This is a genomic window from Flavobacterium sp. MMLR14_040, from assembly GCF_033657265.1.
Lineage (GTDB): Bacteria > Bacteroidota > Bacteroidia > Flavobacteriales > Flavobacteriaceae > Flavobacterium.
Window position 1 is genome coordinate 193606 of sequence record NZ_JAWVWO010000007.1, and the last position, 18889, is coordinate 212494.

Annotated in this window: 11 protein-coding genes; 4 read left to right on the top strand and 7 right to left on the bottom strand. The window is 36.5% G+C overall.

The window, feature by feature from the left end; genetic code table 11:
* Nucleotides 1–347 precede the first annotated feature (347 nt).
* From SD960_RS11900 to SD960_RS11925, 6 genes are all read right to left on the bottom strand, one after another.
* Nucleotides 348–872, bottom strand: a complete 525-nt coding sequence (locus SD960_RS11900) for a PPC domain-containing DNA-binding protein (protein WP_318803328.1) — start codon at nucleotides 870–872, stop codon at nucleotides 348–350.
* A gap of 428 nt (nucleotides 873–1300) precedes the next feature.
* Nucleotides 1301–3538 carry a xanthine dehydrogenase family protein molybdopterin-binding subunit gene (locus tag SD960_RS11905; protein WP_318803329.1) on the bottom strand — a complete coding sequence of 746 codons (2238 nt, stop codon included), beginning with the start codon at nucleotides 3536–3538 and terminating at the stop codon, nucleotides 1301–1303.
* A gap of 167 nt (nucleotides 3539–3705) precedes the next feature.
* Nucleotides 3706–4725 carry a xanthine dehydrogenase family protein subunit M gene (locus SD960_RS11910; protein ID WP_318803330.1) on the bottom strand — a complete coding sequence of 340 codons (1020 nt, stop codon included), beginning with the start codon at nucleotides 4723–4725 and terminating at the stop codon, nucleotides 3706–3708.
* Nucleotides 4718–5197: a (2Fe-2S)-binding protein gene (locus SD960_RS11915; protein WP_318803331.1), complete on the bottom strand. Its 480-nt coding sequence runs from the start codon at nucleotides 5195–5197 to the stop codon at nucleotides 4718–4720. Before SD960_RS11915 ends, SD960_RS11910 begins: the two co-directional genes overlap by 8 nt.
* A 177-nt stretch (nucleotides 5198–5374) precedes the next feature.
* Nucleotides 5375–5590, bottom strand: a complete 216-nt coding sequence (locus SD960_RS11920) for a hypothetical protein (RefSeq protein ID WP_318803332.1) — start codon at nucleotides 5588–5590, stop codon at nucleotides 5375–5377.
* 231 nt (nucleotides 5591–5821) lie between these two features.
* Complete coding sequence (locus tag SD960_RS11925; protein WP_318803333.1) at nucleotides 5822–7054, bottom strand: PQQ-dependent sugar dehydrogenase; 1233 nt, start codon at nucleotides 7052–7054, stop codon at nucleotides 5822–5824.
* A 537-nt stretch (nucleotides 7055–7591) separates the two neighbouring features.
* On the opposite strand from SD960_RS11925, the gene SD960_RS11930 reads away from it, so the two are divergent.
* Genes SD960_RS11930 through SD960_RS11945 form a run of 4 tightly spaced genes read left to right on the top strand, consistent with a single transcriptional unit; the run spans nucleotide 7592 to nucleotide 15810 of the window.
* Nucleotides 7592–8167, top strand: a complete 576-nt coding sequence (locus tag SD960_RS11930) for a phage tail protein (protein WP_318803335.1) — start codon at nucleotides 7592–7594, stop codon at nucleotides 8165–8167.
* Between the two features lie 53 nt (nucleotides 8168–8220).
* Nucleotides 8221–9354 carry an ABC transporter substrate-binding protein gene (locus tag SD960_RS11935; RefSeq protein ID WP_318803338.1) on the top strand — a complete coding sequence of 378 codons (1134 nt, stop codon included), beginning with the start codon at nucleotides 8221–8223 and terminating at the stop codon, nucleotides 9352–9354.
* A 15-nt stretch (nucleotides 9355–9369) separates the two neighbouring features.
* A complete protein-coding gene (locus tag SD960_RS11940; RefSeq protein ID WP_318803339.1) occupies nucleotides 9370–14910 on the top strand; it encodes a T9SS type A sorting domain-containing protein in 5541 nt (1846 codons plus the stop codon).
* A gap of 51 nt (nucleotides 14911–14961) precedes the next feature.
* Entirely contained in the window at nucleotides 14962–15810 is an 849-nt protein-coding gene (locus tag SD960_RS11945) for an outer membrane beta-barrel protein (protein ID WP_318803340.1), read from the top strand.
* A 575-nt stretch (nucleotides 15811–16385) separates the two neighbouring features.
* Here the strand turns inward: SD960_RS11945 and SD960_RS11950 are convergent.
* Complete coding sequence (locus SD960_RS11950) at nucleotides 16386–18782, bottom strand: TonB-dependent receptor (protein WP_318803342.1); 2397 nt, start codon at nucleotides 18780–18782, stop codon at nucleotides 16386–16388.
* Nucleotides 18783–18889 lie beyond the last annotated feature (107 nt).

Sequence of the window (18889 nt, forward strand, 5' to 3'; positions counted from 1 at the left end):
ATTCAAAAAAAACTTTGCGAGCTTTGCGGTAAAATTTATTTGTATTTTTTAAAACAAAAAAACCTTTCAATGATTATGAAAGGCTTTTGTAATAAATCATATTATTTTTTATATAAGCCAGACATTTTATTGCATAACAGCATCACAACACATCATCATGTTATGGCTATAATGGCTAAAATTCTGGATCTTGTTTTTCATTGCTGCGGCAAATTTAAAGAGATAATTTGAATTTGAATGCATAAAAACGTAAAACTTTTTAAACCCTATCAATATAATAGACTAATTGAAGAATTGAGCAGTATTTGCTAAATATTTAACAGAATAATTTTAAGGTATTCAATTAATTATTGATTACAATTTAATTGTAAAACATTGGCTCCTAAAGGCTGTTCGAGTTTACGTTCTAATTTTTCGTTATGAACGGTAATATAAATTTCCATAGAGCCTGTTCCTACTTTTAAAGCCAGAATATGTCCGCCGTAAGCATCAAATTTATCATCGGTTGCTACGCCGTGAACATGAATGGATGGCTTTCCTTCTTTCCAGGCGATTGATCCGGTTATACTTCCCATTTCGACTTTATTGAAGGTTTTGGGATTGAATTTCTTTGCATTAAAATCATAAAAGCCAAAAGTGGCTTCGCTTGCAAAACCAATTCCGGTAAAGTTGGCCGAGGGAATTTGTTTTTCCCTGGCTAAATTTTCAATATTAGCCAAAACGTCATCGCCTTCTCTTAAAACCATTAAATAACCGTAAGCTGTTTTTATATAACGGCATTTTTCGGTATTTACTTTTTCCTGTGCGTGTGCTGTAATTAGTGCCATAAAGAATAGTATTGTGAATATTGTTTTTCGGGTTGATGGATTCATTTTTTTTATAGTTTAAATTTTGTATTTTTTAAAGTAATCAAGGCTGGTCGTTTAACAATTTCAAATTAGCTTGACTATGCCGTGTAATCCCTACGGGATATTTTATCTGGTTGGTCTATATGTTTTTTTACCAATATGTAAATCCTAACGGATTATTTTTTTTGGTAATTAACTTGCCGTAACGTGTAATCCCTACGGGATATTTTATCTAATGGTCTTATATTTCTACCAATATGTAAATCCTAACGGATTATTTTTTGAAAGCCTTTGAAATTGATTCTAAAGGATTATTTTAAAAACTCTTGAATCAATATTTAAACTCAAAAAGAATATCTCGGAGAGATTATATATTGGTAGAAAAAATAATATAGACCCCAAAAATAGTGTCCCGTAGGGACTACACATGAATAAACTGAATATTCAATTTATCAAAGCAATTTATCAAAGTGAATAGGCAAATCATAGATACGTTTTCCGGTGGCATGAAAAATGGCATTTGAAATTGCGGGCGCCATACCAACAATACCAATTTCACCAACACCTTTTACGCCCAGATCGTTTACAATATCATCTTTTTCATCAATAAAAATTACATCCAAATCATGAATATCAGCATGAACGGGAATATGATATTCTGCTAAATTGGCGTTCATATATTTTCCAAAATAATGATCGGTAATAGTTTCTTCATGAAGTGCTTTGCTGATACCCCAAATCATTCCGCCCAAAATTTGACTTTCTGCCGTTTTCGGATTTATAATTTTTCCGGCTGCGACCGCCGTAACAGCTCTTTTTACTTCTATAACTCCTAATTCCTGATCGACTTCTACCTCAACAAAAACGGCACTATGCACAGCTTTTGCTTTTTTACCTGATTTTAAAGGATTTGGCATCGACGAATTGGTTGTTTTGATTTCTTTATTTCCGTTGGCTTCAAAAATTTCGCTTACACCAATTATAAAATCAGGATTGTTTTTGTGAATGATAAAACCATCATTAAAAGTTACATCTTCAAATTTGGCTTCACTTAAAATAGAATTTTCAAGATTTTTTGCCTGATCAAAAAGTTTTTTATTCAATGCCTTACAAGCTGCTTTTACAGCCGGACCAACGGTTGCAACGGTAAAAGAGCCACCTTGTATGGGCGCAAAAGGCATTTTACTATCGGCATATGAAAAAGTAACATCTTCAATTGGAAGTCCTAATTCATCGGCAGCAATTTGCGTCATTACCGTTAAAGTTCCTGTACCAATATCGGTTACGGCACTCTTTATTTCTACTTTACCATCACTTTTCATAATGGCCTGGGCTCGTGCCAAAATTCTGCTGGCTTCCCAAATTCCGGTTGCCATTCCGTAACCTACATATTTATGGCCTCGTTTCATGCTTGCAGGTTCTGGATTTCTTTGGCTCCAGCCAAATTTTTCTGCTCCCTTTAAATAACATTCTCTGAGTTCTTTACTTGAATATTCTTTGTCTGTGCTTTTGTCAATATCAGAATAGTTAATCAAACGCAATTCAAGCGGATCTATTTTTAATTGATAGGCAAGTTCATCCATCGTAATTTCGACAGCATGCATTCCTGTGCTTCCACCTGGCGCACGCATATCAAGCGCGGTATAAAGATCAAGCGGAACTAATTTATGTTCAAGCAGTGTATTTTCGGCAGGATAAAGCATGTTTGCCCAATTTACAACGGTTTCTACATAATCTTCAAACTGAGAAGTTTCCCCTATCGCCTTGTGGTATATAGCGTTTAGTTTTCCATTTTTATCGGCACCAAATTTAGTGTATTGCAAAGTTGGCGGTCTGTGTCCGAAGGTATACATTTGGGCGCGGCTTAAAGTTACACGAACATTTCGCTTTAGCTGAAGTGAAGCCATAACCGCCATAAAAAGCTGGTATTGTGGTCGAAGTCCGGAACCAAAAGCACCACCAACATACGGCGCAATGACCTGAACGTTTTTCATTTTTAAACCAAAAACGTTTGCTACATACATTTGCGAATTTATGGTTCCCTGTGTTTTATCGAATATTTTTAGTTTGTCTTTCCCTTCGTAAATAACGGTGGTGGCAAACATTTCCATTGGATTATGATGCTCTGTTCCGTGTTTAAATTCACTCGAAATTTGAGCAAAAGAATTGTGCCAGACTTCGTCAAAGTTGCCTTTTGGCTTTGGCGGAGGCGGTTTTAACAGAGACGCAAGACCTTTTTTAGGTTCTCTTGCTTTATTTTTATTGATTTCAAGATTGGTTTCAAACTGCTCTTGTTTGTATGCAATTTTTACTTTTGTGGCCGCATATCTGGCCATTTCAAAAGTTTCGGCAACTACAAGTGCAATGGGCTGGCCGTTATATTTGATTTCGTTATCTTTTAAAGGTTTAAACACCATTCCAGGTGGCGCATCCATGTCTGCATATTGAAAATCAAACCAAGCCGTTGATGGTCTGTTTTCGTGGGTAAAAACTTCAATCACGCCCTCTAAAGCTTTTGCTTCTGAGGTATCAATAACCGTTACTTTACCTTTTGTAATGGTACTGTTTACAACATAACCGTATAATAAATTTGGCGCTTCATATTCTCCTGCATATTTTGCGGTTCCTGTAACTTTCAGGCGACCTTCTAAACGGCTTATTGGTTTTCCTATTGAGGGTAATTTTGTCATGGTTTCAATTTTTTAAATTGATTTAATTTTAATGCGCTTATTTTTAAACACATCGAAACATAGAATTTCTTTTGCTGAAAAAGGCGTTTCACTTGTTTAAATAAACATAGCTTAGAATATCAAAGAATCAATTTTTAATTTTTAATTCTCAATTTTTAATTATAAAATTATAAAGATGGTTTTGCGCCCGGACGTTGCGTTTCCGGATTTAGCGCCATAAAGCAATTGCGTATAATGGCTCGTTTTGCTAATTCGATTTTGAACTCGTTATGTTCGTAACCTTTTGCGCCCTGCAATATAATTTTGGCTGCAGCCGAAAAATTTTCGTTGGTAGGCTCTTTATCTTTTAAAAAATCTTCGGCTTCGATAACACGCCACGGTTTGTGTGCCACTCCGCCAAGTGCAATTCTGGCTTCTTTGATTTTATTATTTTGAAGATCAAAAGCTGTGGCTACAGATACCAGTGCAAAGGCATAAGAACTTCTGTCTCTTAATTTGAGATAGGAATAATTTTCAGGAAAACCTTTTTCGGGAAGGTCTATGCTTGTAATGACTTCGCCATGTTTGAGGTTATTGTCGATATTTGGCGTGTCTCCGGGCAGTCTATGAAATTCGGCGAAAGCCAAAACACGATCTCCCTCTGGTCCCGAAATGTTTACAGTCGCATTTAAAGCCGCCAAAGCCACACACATATCTGATGGAAAAACGGCAATGCAATTTTCACTTTGTCCCAAAATAGCGTGAATACGATTGTATCCCTTTATTGCTGAACATCCTGAACCAGGGTCGCGTTTGTTGCAAGGTGTATTAATATCATAAAAATAATAACATCTGGTTCGCTGTAAAAGGTTGCCGCCATTGGTTGCCATATTTCGTATTTGTGCCGAAGCTCCTGCGAGTATGGCTTTTGATAATAAAGGGTAACGTTCTTCAATTATCGGGTCGTAAGCGGTATCGGCATTGGTGTGTAGTGCTCCAAGTCTTACTCCGCCATTGTCGAGACGCTGTATGGATTTATTTTCTGAAATTGAATTGATATCAACAAGTTTATCGGCTTTGGTGATAAAGTATTTTAGAAGGTCGTTGATATTGGTTCCTCCGGCCACTATTTTGTTCCGAATATCTCCGTTAAGCTGAGAAATGGCCTGTTCGGTGTTTTTTACTTTTGTATAAGAAAAATTATTCATGATAACCTCCTTCCTTTACTTGCATTATTGCTTCGATTATGCCTTTATTAGCACCACATCTACAGAGATTTCCGCTCATTAATTCTTTTACTTCTTCTCTTGTATTTGCCTTGCCTTCTTTTAACATTCCGACTGCACTGCAAATTTGTCCCGGTGTACAATACCCGCATTGAAAGGCATCGTGTTCTATAAAAGCTTTTTGTATGGGATGCAGGTTTTCGCCATCTGCAATTCCTTCGATTGTAGTAATTTCCGATCCGTCTTTCATTACTGATAATGTCAGACAGCTTAAGATTCGTTTGCCATCGACAATAACTGTACAGGCTCCGCATTGTCCGTGATCACATCCTTTTTTTGTTCCCGTAAGATGAATTTCTTCCCTCAGGGTATCAAGCAAAGAAGTCCACGGTAAAAGATCTAAATGATAATCCTTGCCATTTACTTTTAGTTGTATAGAGTGCGTTTCATTCATTTTTGTTTGATTTTCATTAGTATAAAAAACCTTCTCAAAATTTAAACACCTGACACAAGTGCTTTTAATTTAACAAAACCTGCAATAAATAAATACTGCAGGTTTCTCTGAATCAATAACTAACATTATAAATAAATTGAATCAATACATAGATTTATTAATCTATTTGCTGTTTTCCTATTTCGGAGTTGTAGTTGCTGTCGTGTCTTTTACAGCTGTTGTATCAGCAGGTACCATTGTAGTATCTACTGCGGCGGCATTGATACTATCAACTGTAGTATCGGTTGAATCGTACGTTGAATCTGCCGGGACAGTGTCTGTCTTTTTACATGAAAATGCAAGTCCTGCTAAAACAACAAGTAAGGCAACTTTGGATTTGATAAGTGTTTTCATAATAATACGGTTTTTATATTGATAACTAATTGTTTCAAATTTAGACTTTGATTACATTAATTTCTTACATAATTATTTTTAGTTTTTACAAAATATTACATCTAAAAAACTAAAATGCAGTAAGTTAACTAATACAATGTTAACATCTTTCGTTAATGAATTAAATAAAAAAAAGGTGCATTACTGCACCTTCGGTCATGTTTATTTAAAAAAAATCGTGAATCTTCCGAACTATTTTTTATCAATTTTATAGAGTCTTCCACCGTCCGTAACGGCATATAAAGCTCCGTCACTTCCTTGTGTAACATCTCTAAATCTTTGACCTTCGCTGGCAAGTAATCTTTCTTCGCCAATTACTTTATTATCTCTAATGGCAAGACGAATAATATGTGTTGCACTTAATGAACCGATAAACAAATTGTTTTCCCATTCTGGTACACGGTTTCCTGTGTAAAAAGTCATACCACTTGGCGACACAACAGGATCCCAGTAATAAACCGGCTGTTCTAAACCATCTTGTTTTTGAATTCCGGCTCCAATTTTTTCACCGCTATATTCAATTCCGTATGTTATTGTTGGCCATCCATAATTGGCTCCTCCTTTAAGGCGATTAATCTCGTCACCTCCCCGTGGTCCGTGCTCGCTTTCCCAAATGTCTCCTGTAACCGGGTGAAGTGCTAAGCCTTGTGGATTTCTGTGTCCGATAGAATATAATTCTGGTAATGCACCGCTTTGGCTAAAAGTTGGATTGCCTGATGCTGCCTGACCATCTTTGGTTATTCTAATAACTTTACCAAGTCCTCCGTTTACCGATTGAGCCAATGGTCTGGTTTCAAGAACAGAACGTTCTCCTGTACTTACAACAAGATTTGCTGTTTTATCAAAAAGAATTCTTCCTCCATAATGAAGTGTACTTGGATTTGCAGGATTGGCACGATAAATTACTGTTGCGCCTTCTATTGTTTTTTCGTCATTTGCTAATCTTCCTTTGGCCACTGATGTTTGATTTCCGCCTGTTACTGCTTCCGAGAAAACCCAGTAAATCATTCTGTTTGTAGTAAAATCAGGATCGAGCACTAAACCTAAAAGTCCGCCCTGCCCTGCAGGATTTACAGCCGGAGCCCCGATAATTGCGGCACTAACTGCTCCTTCTTTAGTTACAATTCGAAAGGTTCCTCCTTTTTCAGTAATTAATAATCTGCCATCAGGAAGGCTTTTTACACCCCATGGAGCAGTTAAGTTTGTTGTAATCACTTTTCCTTCATATGGAGTATTTGTCTGTACGCCATTTATACGGGTCTGACCTGTAAATGCAGGGGCATAAGTTGTATTAGGTGTTTCTGTTTCTACCGGATTTGTAATTGTACCCGGATCAGTATCTGGAATTTTGTCATCGCTTGAACAACTTGTAAGAGCCAATAATGCACCCGCAAGGATAGCAAAAATGTAATGATTTTTTTTCATGGTATTTGGGAGTTTAAAAATTAAAAAATAAGGCTGTAATAAAATAGATTTAAAAAAAATATAAGATTTTACTTCTTTTTTGTTTTAATTGAAACAAATTTCTTAAATTTATGAATATAAAATCTTACATAATTTAACGCAAAACTTATACAATTTATTTGTTTCATTAAAAAACAGGATGTAAAATCTTTTAAAAAGTTAGCTTAAAGTTCATTTTTATCATGAAAAGCTAATTTCATGACAAAAAAATCCTGTTTCGTAACATATTTTTCTCTTCCCCCCCGGTTGATCTATATTTTTGATTTATAAGAGATAAACTATCATATCAGGCATACGGAAATATGTACTCTGTTAAGAGCTAATACATTAAGAACCGAAAGCTTTAAAAACAGGTATTTATACTTGTTTTTAAAATGTTGATATGCTGTAATTTAGCTTTATACTAAAAAACTGTCATTATTATCTCTATTTATAAAGACATAGTGACAAATCAAAAAAAAAAAATTATTAACTATCAAAACAAAAACGGAAAAAATTATGGAGACTTTTTTAGGAACAATTCTAGCATTTGGATTTAATTTCGCACCAAGAGGTTGGCAACTTTGCAGCGGACAACTTTTGTCAATAGCTCAAAACAATGCGCTCTTCGCTCTACTTGGAACAACTTATGGTGGCAATGGTCAAACTACATTTGCTTTACCTGATTTAAGAGGAAGAAGTCTTGTTGGAATGGGACAAGGACCTGGCCTAACTAATATTACTCAAGGAGAGATTAGTGGGACTGAAAGCACTACATTATTAATAACTAACATGCCTATGCACGCACATGCTCTTGTAGCAGGTCAAGCTCTTGTAAATACAGTTGCAAATGCACTAGCTGACGGTACTATAGGCAATGATCCTGATAATGGTAATAATTCATTTGCTGCCGGTGGTAATACTCCAAGCATCTATAGTGAATCAGGTACAGCTACTAAAATTGGTGGTATAACTACAACAATTAGCGGTACTACTGGCATCGCTGGAGGCAGTCAACCCTTTGGTATACGAAACCCTTATCTTGGTATAAATTACTCGATAGCTATAGAAGGGATTTTTCCTTCTAGAAATTAATATAATTAGAAGCAACAGAGGCGATTATGCCTCTGTTTTTTTAATCTCATTTTATGGATAACACTACTAAAATAGGAATTCTAATTCCAAAATCACAACAATACCCAACATTAGACAGAGATTTTATAAGAGGCTTAAAACTTAACAATCTCAATGTCAAATTTTTTGTAGAAAGTATTGGTATTGGTGCAGACGAGAAAATGATAATTGAAAAAATACAGAAGCTGAATTTTCAGGAAGATATATCTATTTTCATTGGTTTTTTTGGACATTATAATATATCGGAAGTTTATAATTATGCTTCCAATAATTATGTTTTATTGCTTGCCGCAGAAATTGGCGCAACGATATCTTATGAAACACAAAGTTATAAAGGAGTCTATATTAATTCTTTTGGTTTAACAGAATCATGCTATCATTTAGGCAATTACCTAACAAGTAAAAACTATCAAAAAATTGTAAGTGCGACCTCTTTTTATGATTCAGGTTACGGTATGTTATCTGCAATTGAATATGGTTTTAAAGAAAAAAATCTTTTTTCAGGGCATTATATAACTCCTTTTGTACCAAGAGAAAATGAGTCTGCACAGATGTATCAGTTTATCAATACGCATGAACCTGATGCTGTTTTTGCTTTCTATAGTGGTTTGTATGCACAGGAAAATGCCGATTTTGTAAACCAAAATAAAATTACTCAAAAGTATCCGTTTTATGTAACTCCATTTTTTATCAATGAAAAAATTTTAGAAGAATACAAAAATGAGCCATACGAACTTTACGTAGTAAGTTCATGGATGCAAAATGATAATGATACAATAAACTTTACTATTGAATACAAAGAAATATACGCTGAGAACCCTTCTGTATTTTCAGTTTTAGGTTATGAAAACGGACTCATATTAAAGAACATTCTTCTTAACACAAACGACAATAAAACAAGTTTCTTAATTGAAGAAATTGGTAAATTAAATATTGCCGGACCAAGAGGCAATATTGAATTTGATAAGAATACAAACAGAACAATATTTAATTATTACATGTATAAATTGAATATTGATTCTAATAACAATATTAGTTTTAATAAAATAGAAACATTTATAAATGATGAACATTTTTCTAAAACTTTTACTTTATCTAATAAACCTGAACAAGTAGGCGGCTGGCAAAATGCCTACTTATGTCATTAATTTAAACTCTATGTTATGAAAAGAAAATTACTTTTATTTATCCTCTTTTTGTGTACATTTTTTGTACAACAAAATCTTAGAGCCCAACCAACTGTGTTGGCACCAGGTGATATAGCTTTTATTGGTTATCAAACCGGAACATCAACCGATGGCTTTTCTTTTATTACTCTTAAAAGTATAAATGCCGGAACACTGGTATATTTTACAGAGAATGGATGGGGAGACGGGGCCTGGATTTCACCAAACGTTGAAACTCACTTATTGTGGACAGTACCAGCCTTTACACCTGCAGGTACAATTATATCAATAGTAGAAACAGCAGCCGATAGTTTTACAGTAACTGGTACGACTGGGGGTTCAATAACAATAGCAAGTGGCTCGGCCTTTAATCTTTTAGGGGGAGACCAAATATTGGCTTATCAGGGTGCATCAGTAAAACCTGTATCACCTACATTTATTGCAGGTATACATGGAGATTATAACTCTTCGATTTATGATCCTGTAACAACATGGGATACAAAAGCCGGAGCAGCCATAGGTGGTGGTGCTGAAAGTTCATTGCCTCCAGGTTTAACCAATGGTACAAATTGTATTTCTTTATTTCCGGCACCCGGGCCTGAAATTGTTAATAGTAAATATATAGGAACTTTGACGGGAACTGTTGCAGAATTATTAGCTAAAATTAATAATCCGTCAAGTACATATTGGTCACATAGTACCGGAACTACTGATTTAGGAATTATTCCTTCAAATTATCCTGCACCTTTGGTATCTACAGCAGTAGCACCAACTGTTACAACTACTGCAGCTACAAATGTTAAATCTGTTTCAGCAACACTTGCCGGTAATGTAACTGCTGACGGTGGTGATGCCAGCATAGAAAGAGGAATAGTTTGGGCTACGACTGCAAACCCAACTACTGCCAATACTAAAGTTCAAATAGGAACAGGTACAGGAGCATTTTCTAATCTTGTAACAGCGCTTCCTGCAGCAACAACTATTCATTATAGAGCTTATGCTACAAATAGCGGAGGCACCGGTTACGGAAGCGATCTGACTTTTACTACAGGAGCGGCTTTGAGCACTTCATCAACTCCACAAACTAATGTAAGCTGTAATGGCGGAAATAATGGTTCGGCCTCTGTTGTAGTAACCGGCGGTACTACTCCGTATACTTATTCGTGGTCTCCATCTGGAGGAACAAATGCAGCAGCAACAGGACTCGCTGCCGGCAATTATACTGTAACGATTACAGATGGTGAATCAACACAAATTACCAGAATTTTCAACATAACACAGCCTTCTATACTTAACGGAGCTCCGGCTGTCACAAATGTTGCTTGTAACGGAGGGTCTAATGGTGTTGCCAGTATTACAGCGTCCGGAGGTACTCCCGGATATACTTATTTATGGAATACAGGAGCAACAACTTCTGCTATTACCGGGCTTACCGCAGGAACTTATAGTGTGACCATTACAGATGCGAATGCATGTACAAAACTTGTAAGTAATATTATAGTGGCACAGCCGTCTGTTTTAACAGCTTCTCAAGGTACAATAAATAATGTAAGCTGTAATGGAGGATCAAACGGATCTGCAACTGTTACGGCTACAGGAGGTGCAGGAGGATATACTTATTCATGGTCTCCATCTGGAGGAACTGCTGCTACAGCATCAGGACTTTCTCAGGGAAATTATACGGTTACAGTTACAGATGCAAACTCATGTCAGGCAACTCAAAATTTTACAATCTCACAACCTACTCCATTTTCTGTAACAACTTCACAAACTGATATATTATGTAATGGAGCTGCAACAGGATCGGCTGGAGTAAATGTAACTGGCGGAACTGGTGATTACACGTATTCATGGTCTCCATCTGGCGGAACTGCTGCAATAGCAACAGGACTTACAGCAGGAACTTATACAGTTACGATTAAAGATGCTAATCTGTGTCAGACTACACGAACTTTTACTATCAATCAGCCAAGTATGTTGTTGGCTACAGCAAGTGCACAAACCAATATTGGATGCCGTGGTGATGCTACAGGATCTGCAACGGTAAATGTAACTGGCGGAACTCCGGGATATACATATTCATGGGCGCCATCTGGAGGAACTGCTGCAACAGCAACAGGACTTACAGCAGGAACTTATACGGTTACTGTTAAAGACGCGAACTTATGTCAAACGACACAAAGTTTTACTATCACGCAACCTGTAGCAATTCTTTCTGCCACTACAGCGACAGTTGGTGTTAGTTGTTTTGGAGGATCTAATGGAAGTGCTTCTGTAACAGTTTCTGGCGGAACACCAGGATACACTTATTCATGGACACCACTTGGTGGTACTACAGGAACTATCACAGGAAGACCTGCCGGAAATTATACCTGCACAATTACAGATGCTAATGGATGTACATTAATTAAGAACGTAACAATAAATACACCTTCTCTATTTTCGGCAAATGCAGTAAAAACAGATGTTTCATGCAATGGAGGTACGAACGGTACTGCTACTGTAAGTGCATCAGGCGGTACTCCGGGTTACACTTATTCATGGTCGCCATCTGGTGGAACTGCTGCAACGGCAACAGGACTTGCGGCAGGAACTTATACGGTTACGGTTACAGATGCTAACACATGTCAAACAACTGCCACCGTTACTGTAGGTCAGCCTTCAGTTTTGGTAGCCTCAACAGCACAAACTGATGCACTTTGTAATGGCAGTGCAAGCGGAACAGCATCAGTAATTGTTTCAGGGGGAGCAGGCGGATATACTTACGTATGGTCACCTTCTGGAGGTACCTCTTCAACGGCAACAGGACTTGCAGCTGGAAACTACAGCTGTTTAATTACAGATGCTAATGGATGTACTTTAACTAAAAACTTTACAATTACTCAGCCGCTAGTATTAAATGCCACTACTACGCTAATTAATGCAACTTGTACAACTGGAGGTCAGGCAGCCGTGGGACCTGTTGGTGGAACTCCGCCATATAATTATCTATGGTCACCTTCGGGCGCTACTACGCAAACAGTAACGGGATTAAGCAATGGAAATGTAAGCTGTTTAATTACAGATGCTAATGGATGTACTGTTACAAAAAACTTTACTGTAACTACAACAAATACATTGGTTGCCACAACATCTCAAACAAATATTTTATGTAATGGAAGCAATACAGGAACAGCAACTGTTGTACCTTCAGGTGCTCCGGGACCATTTACTTATATTTGGTCACCTGCAGGAGGAAATTCTGCAACAGCTGTAGGACTTTCTGCAGGAAATTATTCGGTAACCATAACTTCTTCAAATGGATGTTCGATTGTAAAAAACTTTACAATAACTGAACCTACTGCTTTAACAGTTACACCTTCACAAACAAATATTTCATGTAGTGGAGGATCAAACGGATCTGCTTCTGTAAGTGTAACAGGAGGAACCGGCGCCTATACTTATGCATGGTCTCCATCTGGCGGAACGGCTGCTACAGCAACAGGATTAGCAGCAGGAACTTATACCGTAACAGTTACAGATGCTAACTTATGTCAGACAACACAAAGTTTTACAATAACGGAGCCAGCTGCTATAGCAACTACTGTATCTCAAACTAATGTTTCATGTAATGGAGGATCTAACGGATCTGCTTCTGTAAGTGTAACAGGCGGAACCGGCGCCTATACTTATGTATGGTCTCCATCCGGAGGAACGGCTGCTACAGCATCAGGATTATCTGCAGGTACTTATACTGTAACTGTAACAGATGCTAATCTATGTCAAACTACAGCGGTTGTTACTATAACAGAACCTGCTATTCTTGCAGCAACAACATCACAAGTTAATGTTTCTTGTAACGGACAAAGTGATGGTTCTGCGACAGTGAACGTAACTGGTGGAACTGGTTCTTATACTTATTCATGGGCTCCATCAGGAGGAACTGCAGATACAGCTTCAGGTTTGTCAGCAGGAACGTATACTGTAACTGTAACCGATGCCAATAGCTGCACATTAACACAAACTGTAACTATAACTACAATTCCAGATGTAACGTTACCAGTACCAGATGTAACAAATCTTCCTGATATTACGAATTATTGTTCGGTTTTACCTGCTGAAATCGCTATACCAACAGCAAATGATAATTGTTCAGGAATTATAACTGCAACAACTGCCGATCCTTTGAGTTATACAACAGTAGGTAATTATGTTATTAACTGGATTTATACTGATGATAGCGGAAATACTGCATCTCAGCAACAAAATATTAATGTAATAGCTTCTCCTTTAGATCAGGTAACTTTTACCGATGCAGAATTCACTTATAGTGGAAGTGTTCATACCATAGAAGTTGCTAATCTTCCTGCCGGAGCCAGTGTAGTTTATACCACCACTCCATCTACAGGAACATCAAACGGAGCTGTTGATGCAGGTTTCTATACAGTTACCGCAACGGTTTCTCCTTCTGTAAGTTCGCCAAATTGTTCACCAATTACGCTTACTGCACAACTTGAAATCAAAAAAGCATCTCAACAAATTACTTTTGGAGCTTTAGCTGCAAGAATCCTTGGAATTAATAACGATTTCAGTTTAGATGCTTCAGCAAACTCAGGTTTACCAATTCGTTATTCGTTTACTTATACTTCTGCACTTCCTCCGGCAAACGTGTCTGCAAGTGGTTTAGTAAATATGATAAGATCAGGACAATTGGTAATTACGGCTCATCAGGATGGTGATGACAACTATTTACCAGCCGTTTCTGTTTCTCAAATTCTGGTAATTAAAAACAACGATGTTTCGATTACAAGTATCACTATCAATGGTGATGTTTATAGCAATCCTGCAAAAGATATTACGTATGTAATGGAATGTGGAGAAAACAATCCAAACATCGCTATTTTAAACAGTACAAATGCAACAATAACGCCATCTGCCAATTTTACGGTTCAAACTCCTAAACCGGGAATTTATACACAAAACGTAACCATAACTTCAGAAGATGGAAGCAGTACTGCTAATTATACAATCAAGGTAGAAAAACCATTTGGTTTCTATGATATTGTAAAACAAAAGTTTAACAATGTACTTCTTGTAAACAACAATCCTCAAACAAATGGTGGTTACGAGTTTACTGCCTACCAATGGTTTAAAAACGGACAATTGATAGGAACGGGTCAATATTATACTGCAGGAAATGAATCTAATAATGTATTGGACCCAACTGCATCATACAGCGTGAAAATGACTACCAAAGATGGAAAAGTACTTCAAACTTGTGGATCGACAATTACAGTACAAAATTCATTACAGACCAAACTTTATCCTAACCCTATTGAAGTTGGAAAAGTACTTACCGTAGAAGCCGATTTTCCTGCCGAAGATCTGGCAAATATGCAGATTTCACTTTATTCTGTTTCAGGAAAACTGGTTAAAACAGTTCAGTCATCTTCAGTAATAACTGAAATACAATTACCTGCAACGACTGAAAGCAATATGTATCTCGTAGTTCTTGAAAGTGCGAACATAAAAAAATCATTCAAAGTAATTGTAAAATAAATAAACCCGCCAGTATCAGATAAAAATGGTACTGGCTAATATAACTTTAAGATGAAAAAATATATAAGCAATCCTATAAAATCATTAACCATTGCCGGGCTTTTAATAATTTGCCTAAATAGTTATGGCCAGGATAAAAAACAGGAAATATCGATATCAGTAGGTGGTCCGTTTTCATTCATGAAATATAATTCGATTGGCGAAGTAGAATCGGGAAATGGTATCAATGCTGGAATTCGTTATTCTTATTACCTAAATGAAGGTTTAAGCATCGGAATTGGTGCCGAATATCAAACGTATAATTCTGATGGAAAATTCGGTTTTTTAACAGGAGCCTATACGACTACTGATGCCGAAGATGAAAGTTTTCAATTTAGATACAGAGCAACGAATCTAAGAGAAGAACAAAAACTGGGATATGTAAATATTCCTGTTAACATTCAGTTTGAAACTCCCGGAACATCAAAATTATATGTTTCAGCAGGATTTAAAGTTGGATTTGCAGTTAGCGGAACTTATGAAACTAAAATGCAAAATCTGACGACAAGCGGTTATTATCCACAATATAATGTAGAACTATTTAGTCCGGCCTTTGCAGGTTTTGCAAGTACCGATAATTTAGCAGCAGGCAAACAGGATATTGACACAGAGGTTTCTTATTCTACCACTTTTGAAACAGGTTTAAAACAAAAAATCGGAGACAGAAGCTGGATTTATGTTGGTGTTTATTTAGACTACGGACTAAATAATATCTACGATAAAGGCAACAATAAAGCCCTGGTTGAATATCACCCGGAACTGCCTGTGCAATTACAATATAACAGCGTATTGGAAACATCCTACACAAACGATGTACGATTGGTATCGTATGGCCTTAAATTACGATTTGCCTTGCATTAATAGTAATTTAGTTAATTAATAAAGCCGGTTTCTTTGGGGGGAAACCGGCTTTGTTTTTTTATTTAAAGAGCAAATTTTACAAGGTGATTTTTGTTTGTTTTTCGAATATTATAATTGGGAAAAATGCGGATTATTGGAACGTAGACACACTGCTGTGCGTCTTTACGATATAGATTGAACATAATTTGTGGTGAACATTTTAATAATAATTGTCGAGATAAAGAACATAAACATCTAGTAACATATATCCTTACAAAAAATACCACACAAAAATATCTGCACAACGCATATCGTGGTAGTGCATATCGTAGAGGCGCACAGCAGTGCGTCTCCCGCAAAGTAACCTCAAAGTTTATAAAAATTTTCAATCCGCAACAAAACAATAATAGTCGAAATAAAAAACATAAACACGAATACCAAATATCTACACAAAAACATCAACACAACGTATATCGTAGAGGCGCACAGCAGTGCGTCTCCCGCAAAGTAACCTCAAAGTTTATAAAAATTTTCAACCCGCAACAAAAAAAAAGCATGCGAAACCGCATGCTTTATAATCAGAATTGTAAAAAATATTAGAATTTATACGTTACACCTACTCTAAAGTTTCTTGGAGCTTCTGTTTGCCAGTAATAAGCACTAAGCCATTCATAATAAGATCCGCTGTAAAGGTATTTATCCAAAATATTAAACACATTCGCAGTAACTTTTACTTTTCCAATTTCATAAGATAAACCTCCGTCAAGTTTAAAATAGTCCGGCAACCTTTCTGCTCCCGGGCTCCATGTATCAGTTTGACGTCCTGCAAGGAAAGTTCCTCCAATAGAAGCGCCAAATCCTTTAATTTTACCGCTTTGAACAGTATAATTTAGCCACGCATTTGCGGTATGTTTAGCATACCCGGGAACAACTGAACCTACAGTTAAAATATTTGATTCTGTTACAATTGATTCTGTAAAAGCATAATTCGCGATAAGATTCAGTCCGTCTAATAATTTTCCTCTCACATCAAATTCAAAACCTTCAGCTCTTTTTTCTCCCAATACAATTTTATACGGATCATTTGGACCATTGTTAGGATCTGCTGTAAGTTCATTTTCTTTTATAATTCGGTAAGCCGATAATGAAGTATTCCAGGATCCGTCAAACCAGTCTTTCTTTATACCAAATTCGATATTGCTACCCGTAAGAGGTTTCACTTTATCTCCGTTAAGAATGATACCTGATTGAGGTAAAAATGCCTGATCATATAATCCGTAAACCGCCAGATTATCTGTTACAGAAAAACTAATACCTACACGTGGCGTAATATGGCTATCCGCCTGAGTTTCTGCCCAACTTGTCTGGCTAATCCAGGTATATCTTGCCGCAAGAGTTACTCTTAATTTGTTTTCAAAAAATCCAAGCTCATCCTGGACATAACCGGCAGCATATTCTGAACTCATAATTCCACCCGCTGCAGCAGCTCTAACACTAAGAGGCGTTGTATGATCAAAATTTGGAAGTCCGTTTGATGGAGTGCCATAATCCGGGTTATTTACATTAAACGGATCGTCTACTGTATCAAGATCATGAGATTGTCCCCAATCTGCCATATAATCTTTACTTGCTAAATCTATACCACCTAATACTTTATGAGTAATTGATCCCGTATTAAATTTTCCGTTAAGAAATATTTGCCCTAAATACATATTGCTTTCCGCATCCCAAATACCAACATTTCTAATGATTTCACCAGTACCTAAGCTTCCATCAACAGTTGGCCCTACCGCACTTGGCCATGAACTATATCCTTCTTGTAAATATTTAAAATAAGAAGTTTGTGCTGTAAGTTTCCAGTTATCATCAAACTTATGTTCAAACATCAGGTAACCACTATGATCCTGAATATTAGTATCTGGCAATCCTGGCTGTGTCATTGTAAAATCTACAGGAGTCGTTGCATATCCTCCGGAATCAGCACCAAAAACATAATAAGAACCCACTTCGGTCATATTTGCATACTGAAAATTATATTCAGCAGTTAATTTTGTTTTATCATCAATTTGATATGAAATTACCGGAGCAATTACATAACGGTCATTGTGTTCAAATGGTCTGTGAGACCCTTTCTTTTGCGCAGCTCCGTTAAATCTGTATAATAATTTTCCTTTTTTGTCCAGTTTTCCGTCAAGGTCAAGACTTACTCTGTAAAAATCATAACTTCCAACTAATGCAGAAACCTCCCCTTTTGTAATTCCTGTAGGCTTTTTAGTCACAACATTATAAAGTCCACTTGGATCACCGCTGGAAAGCATAAATCCTGCAGGTCCTTTTACAAATTCAATATGATCTACAAAACTCATATCTTCAGTAAGTGGCCCCCAGAAAGAAGATACTACATTGAAACCATTACGAAAAGCCTGAATTTGAGAACCACGCATTGTAATATTGGTGTACAAATCTCCCCAATGTTCTAAACGTACAGCTCCACTCACGTTACGAATAACCCCATCGCTCATACTTGTAATTTGTTGGTCTTTTAGGGTTTGACCACTTACAATTTGAATGTTTTGCGGAATTTCAAGTACCGGAGTTTGTAATCTTAAAGATAAAGAAGGTTTATCCTGTTTGTATTTATTTTTTGTAATTACTACTTCATCAAGATCTTCTTTGCTCTCAGAAAGAGAGAAATTTTTAGTTGTTGTCTGCCCCGCAGTTACAACAATATTATCTTCTACAGAATTTATACCAACTGATTTTATACTAATTGTATAATTTGCCGGCTTTACATTTTTTATTTCGTATTGCCCTTTATCATTCGTAACTGCATTATATTTTGTTCCCTTAAGGCGAACAGTAATATTATCTGCAGGAGTGTTTCCACTAAGGACAATTTTCCCGCTTACTTTTCCCGATTCCTGTCCCAACATTGTTAAGGAGGTCAGAAACAATAAACTAAAAAGAATTCTTTTTATGGTTGTTGTGTTCATTTTGGTTATGGTGTTAAAAATTTCTGACAAAAGTAATTGCTAAAATCTTTTTATCCAAATTATTTTTAATTGTTCTAAATAAAAACAGTGATTTTATTATTAATAAT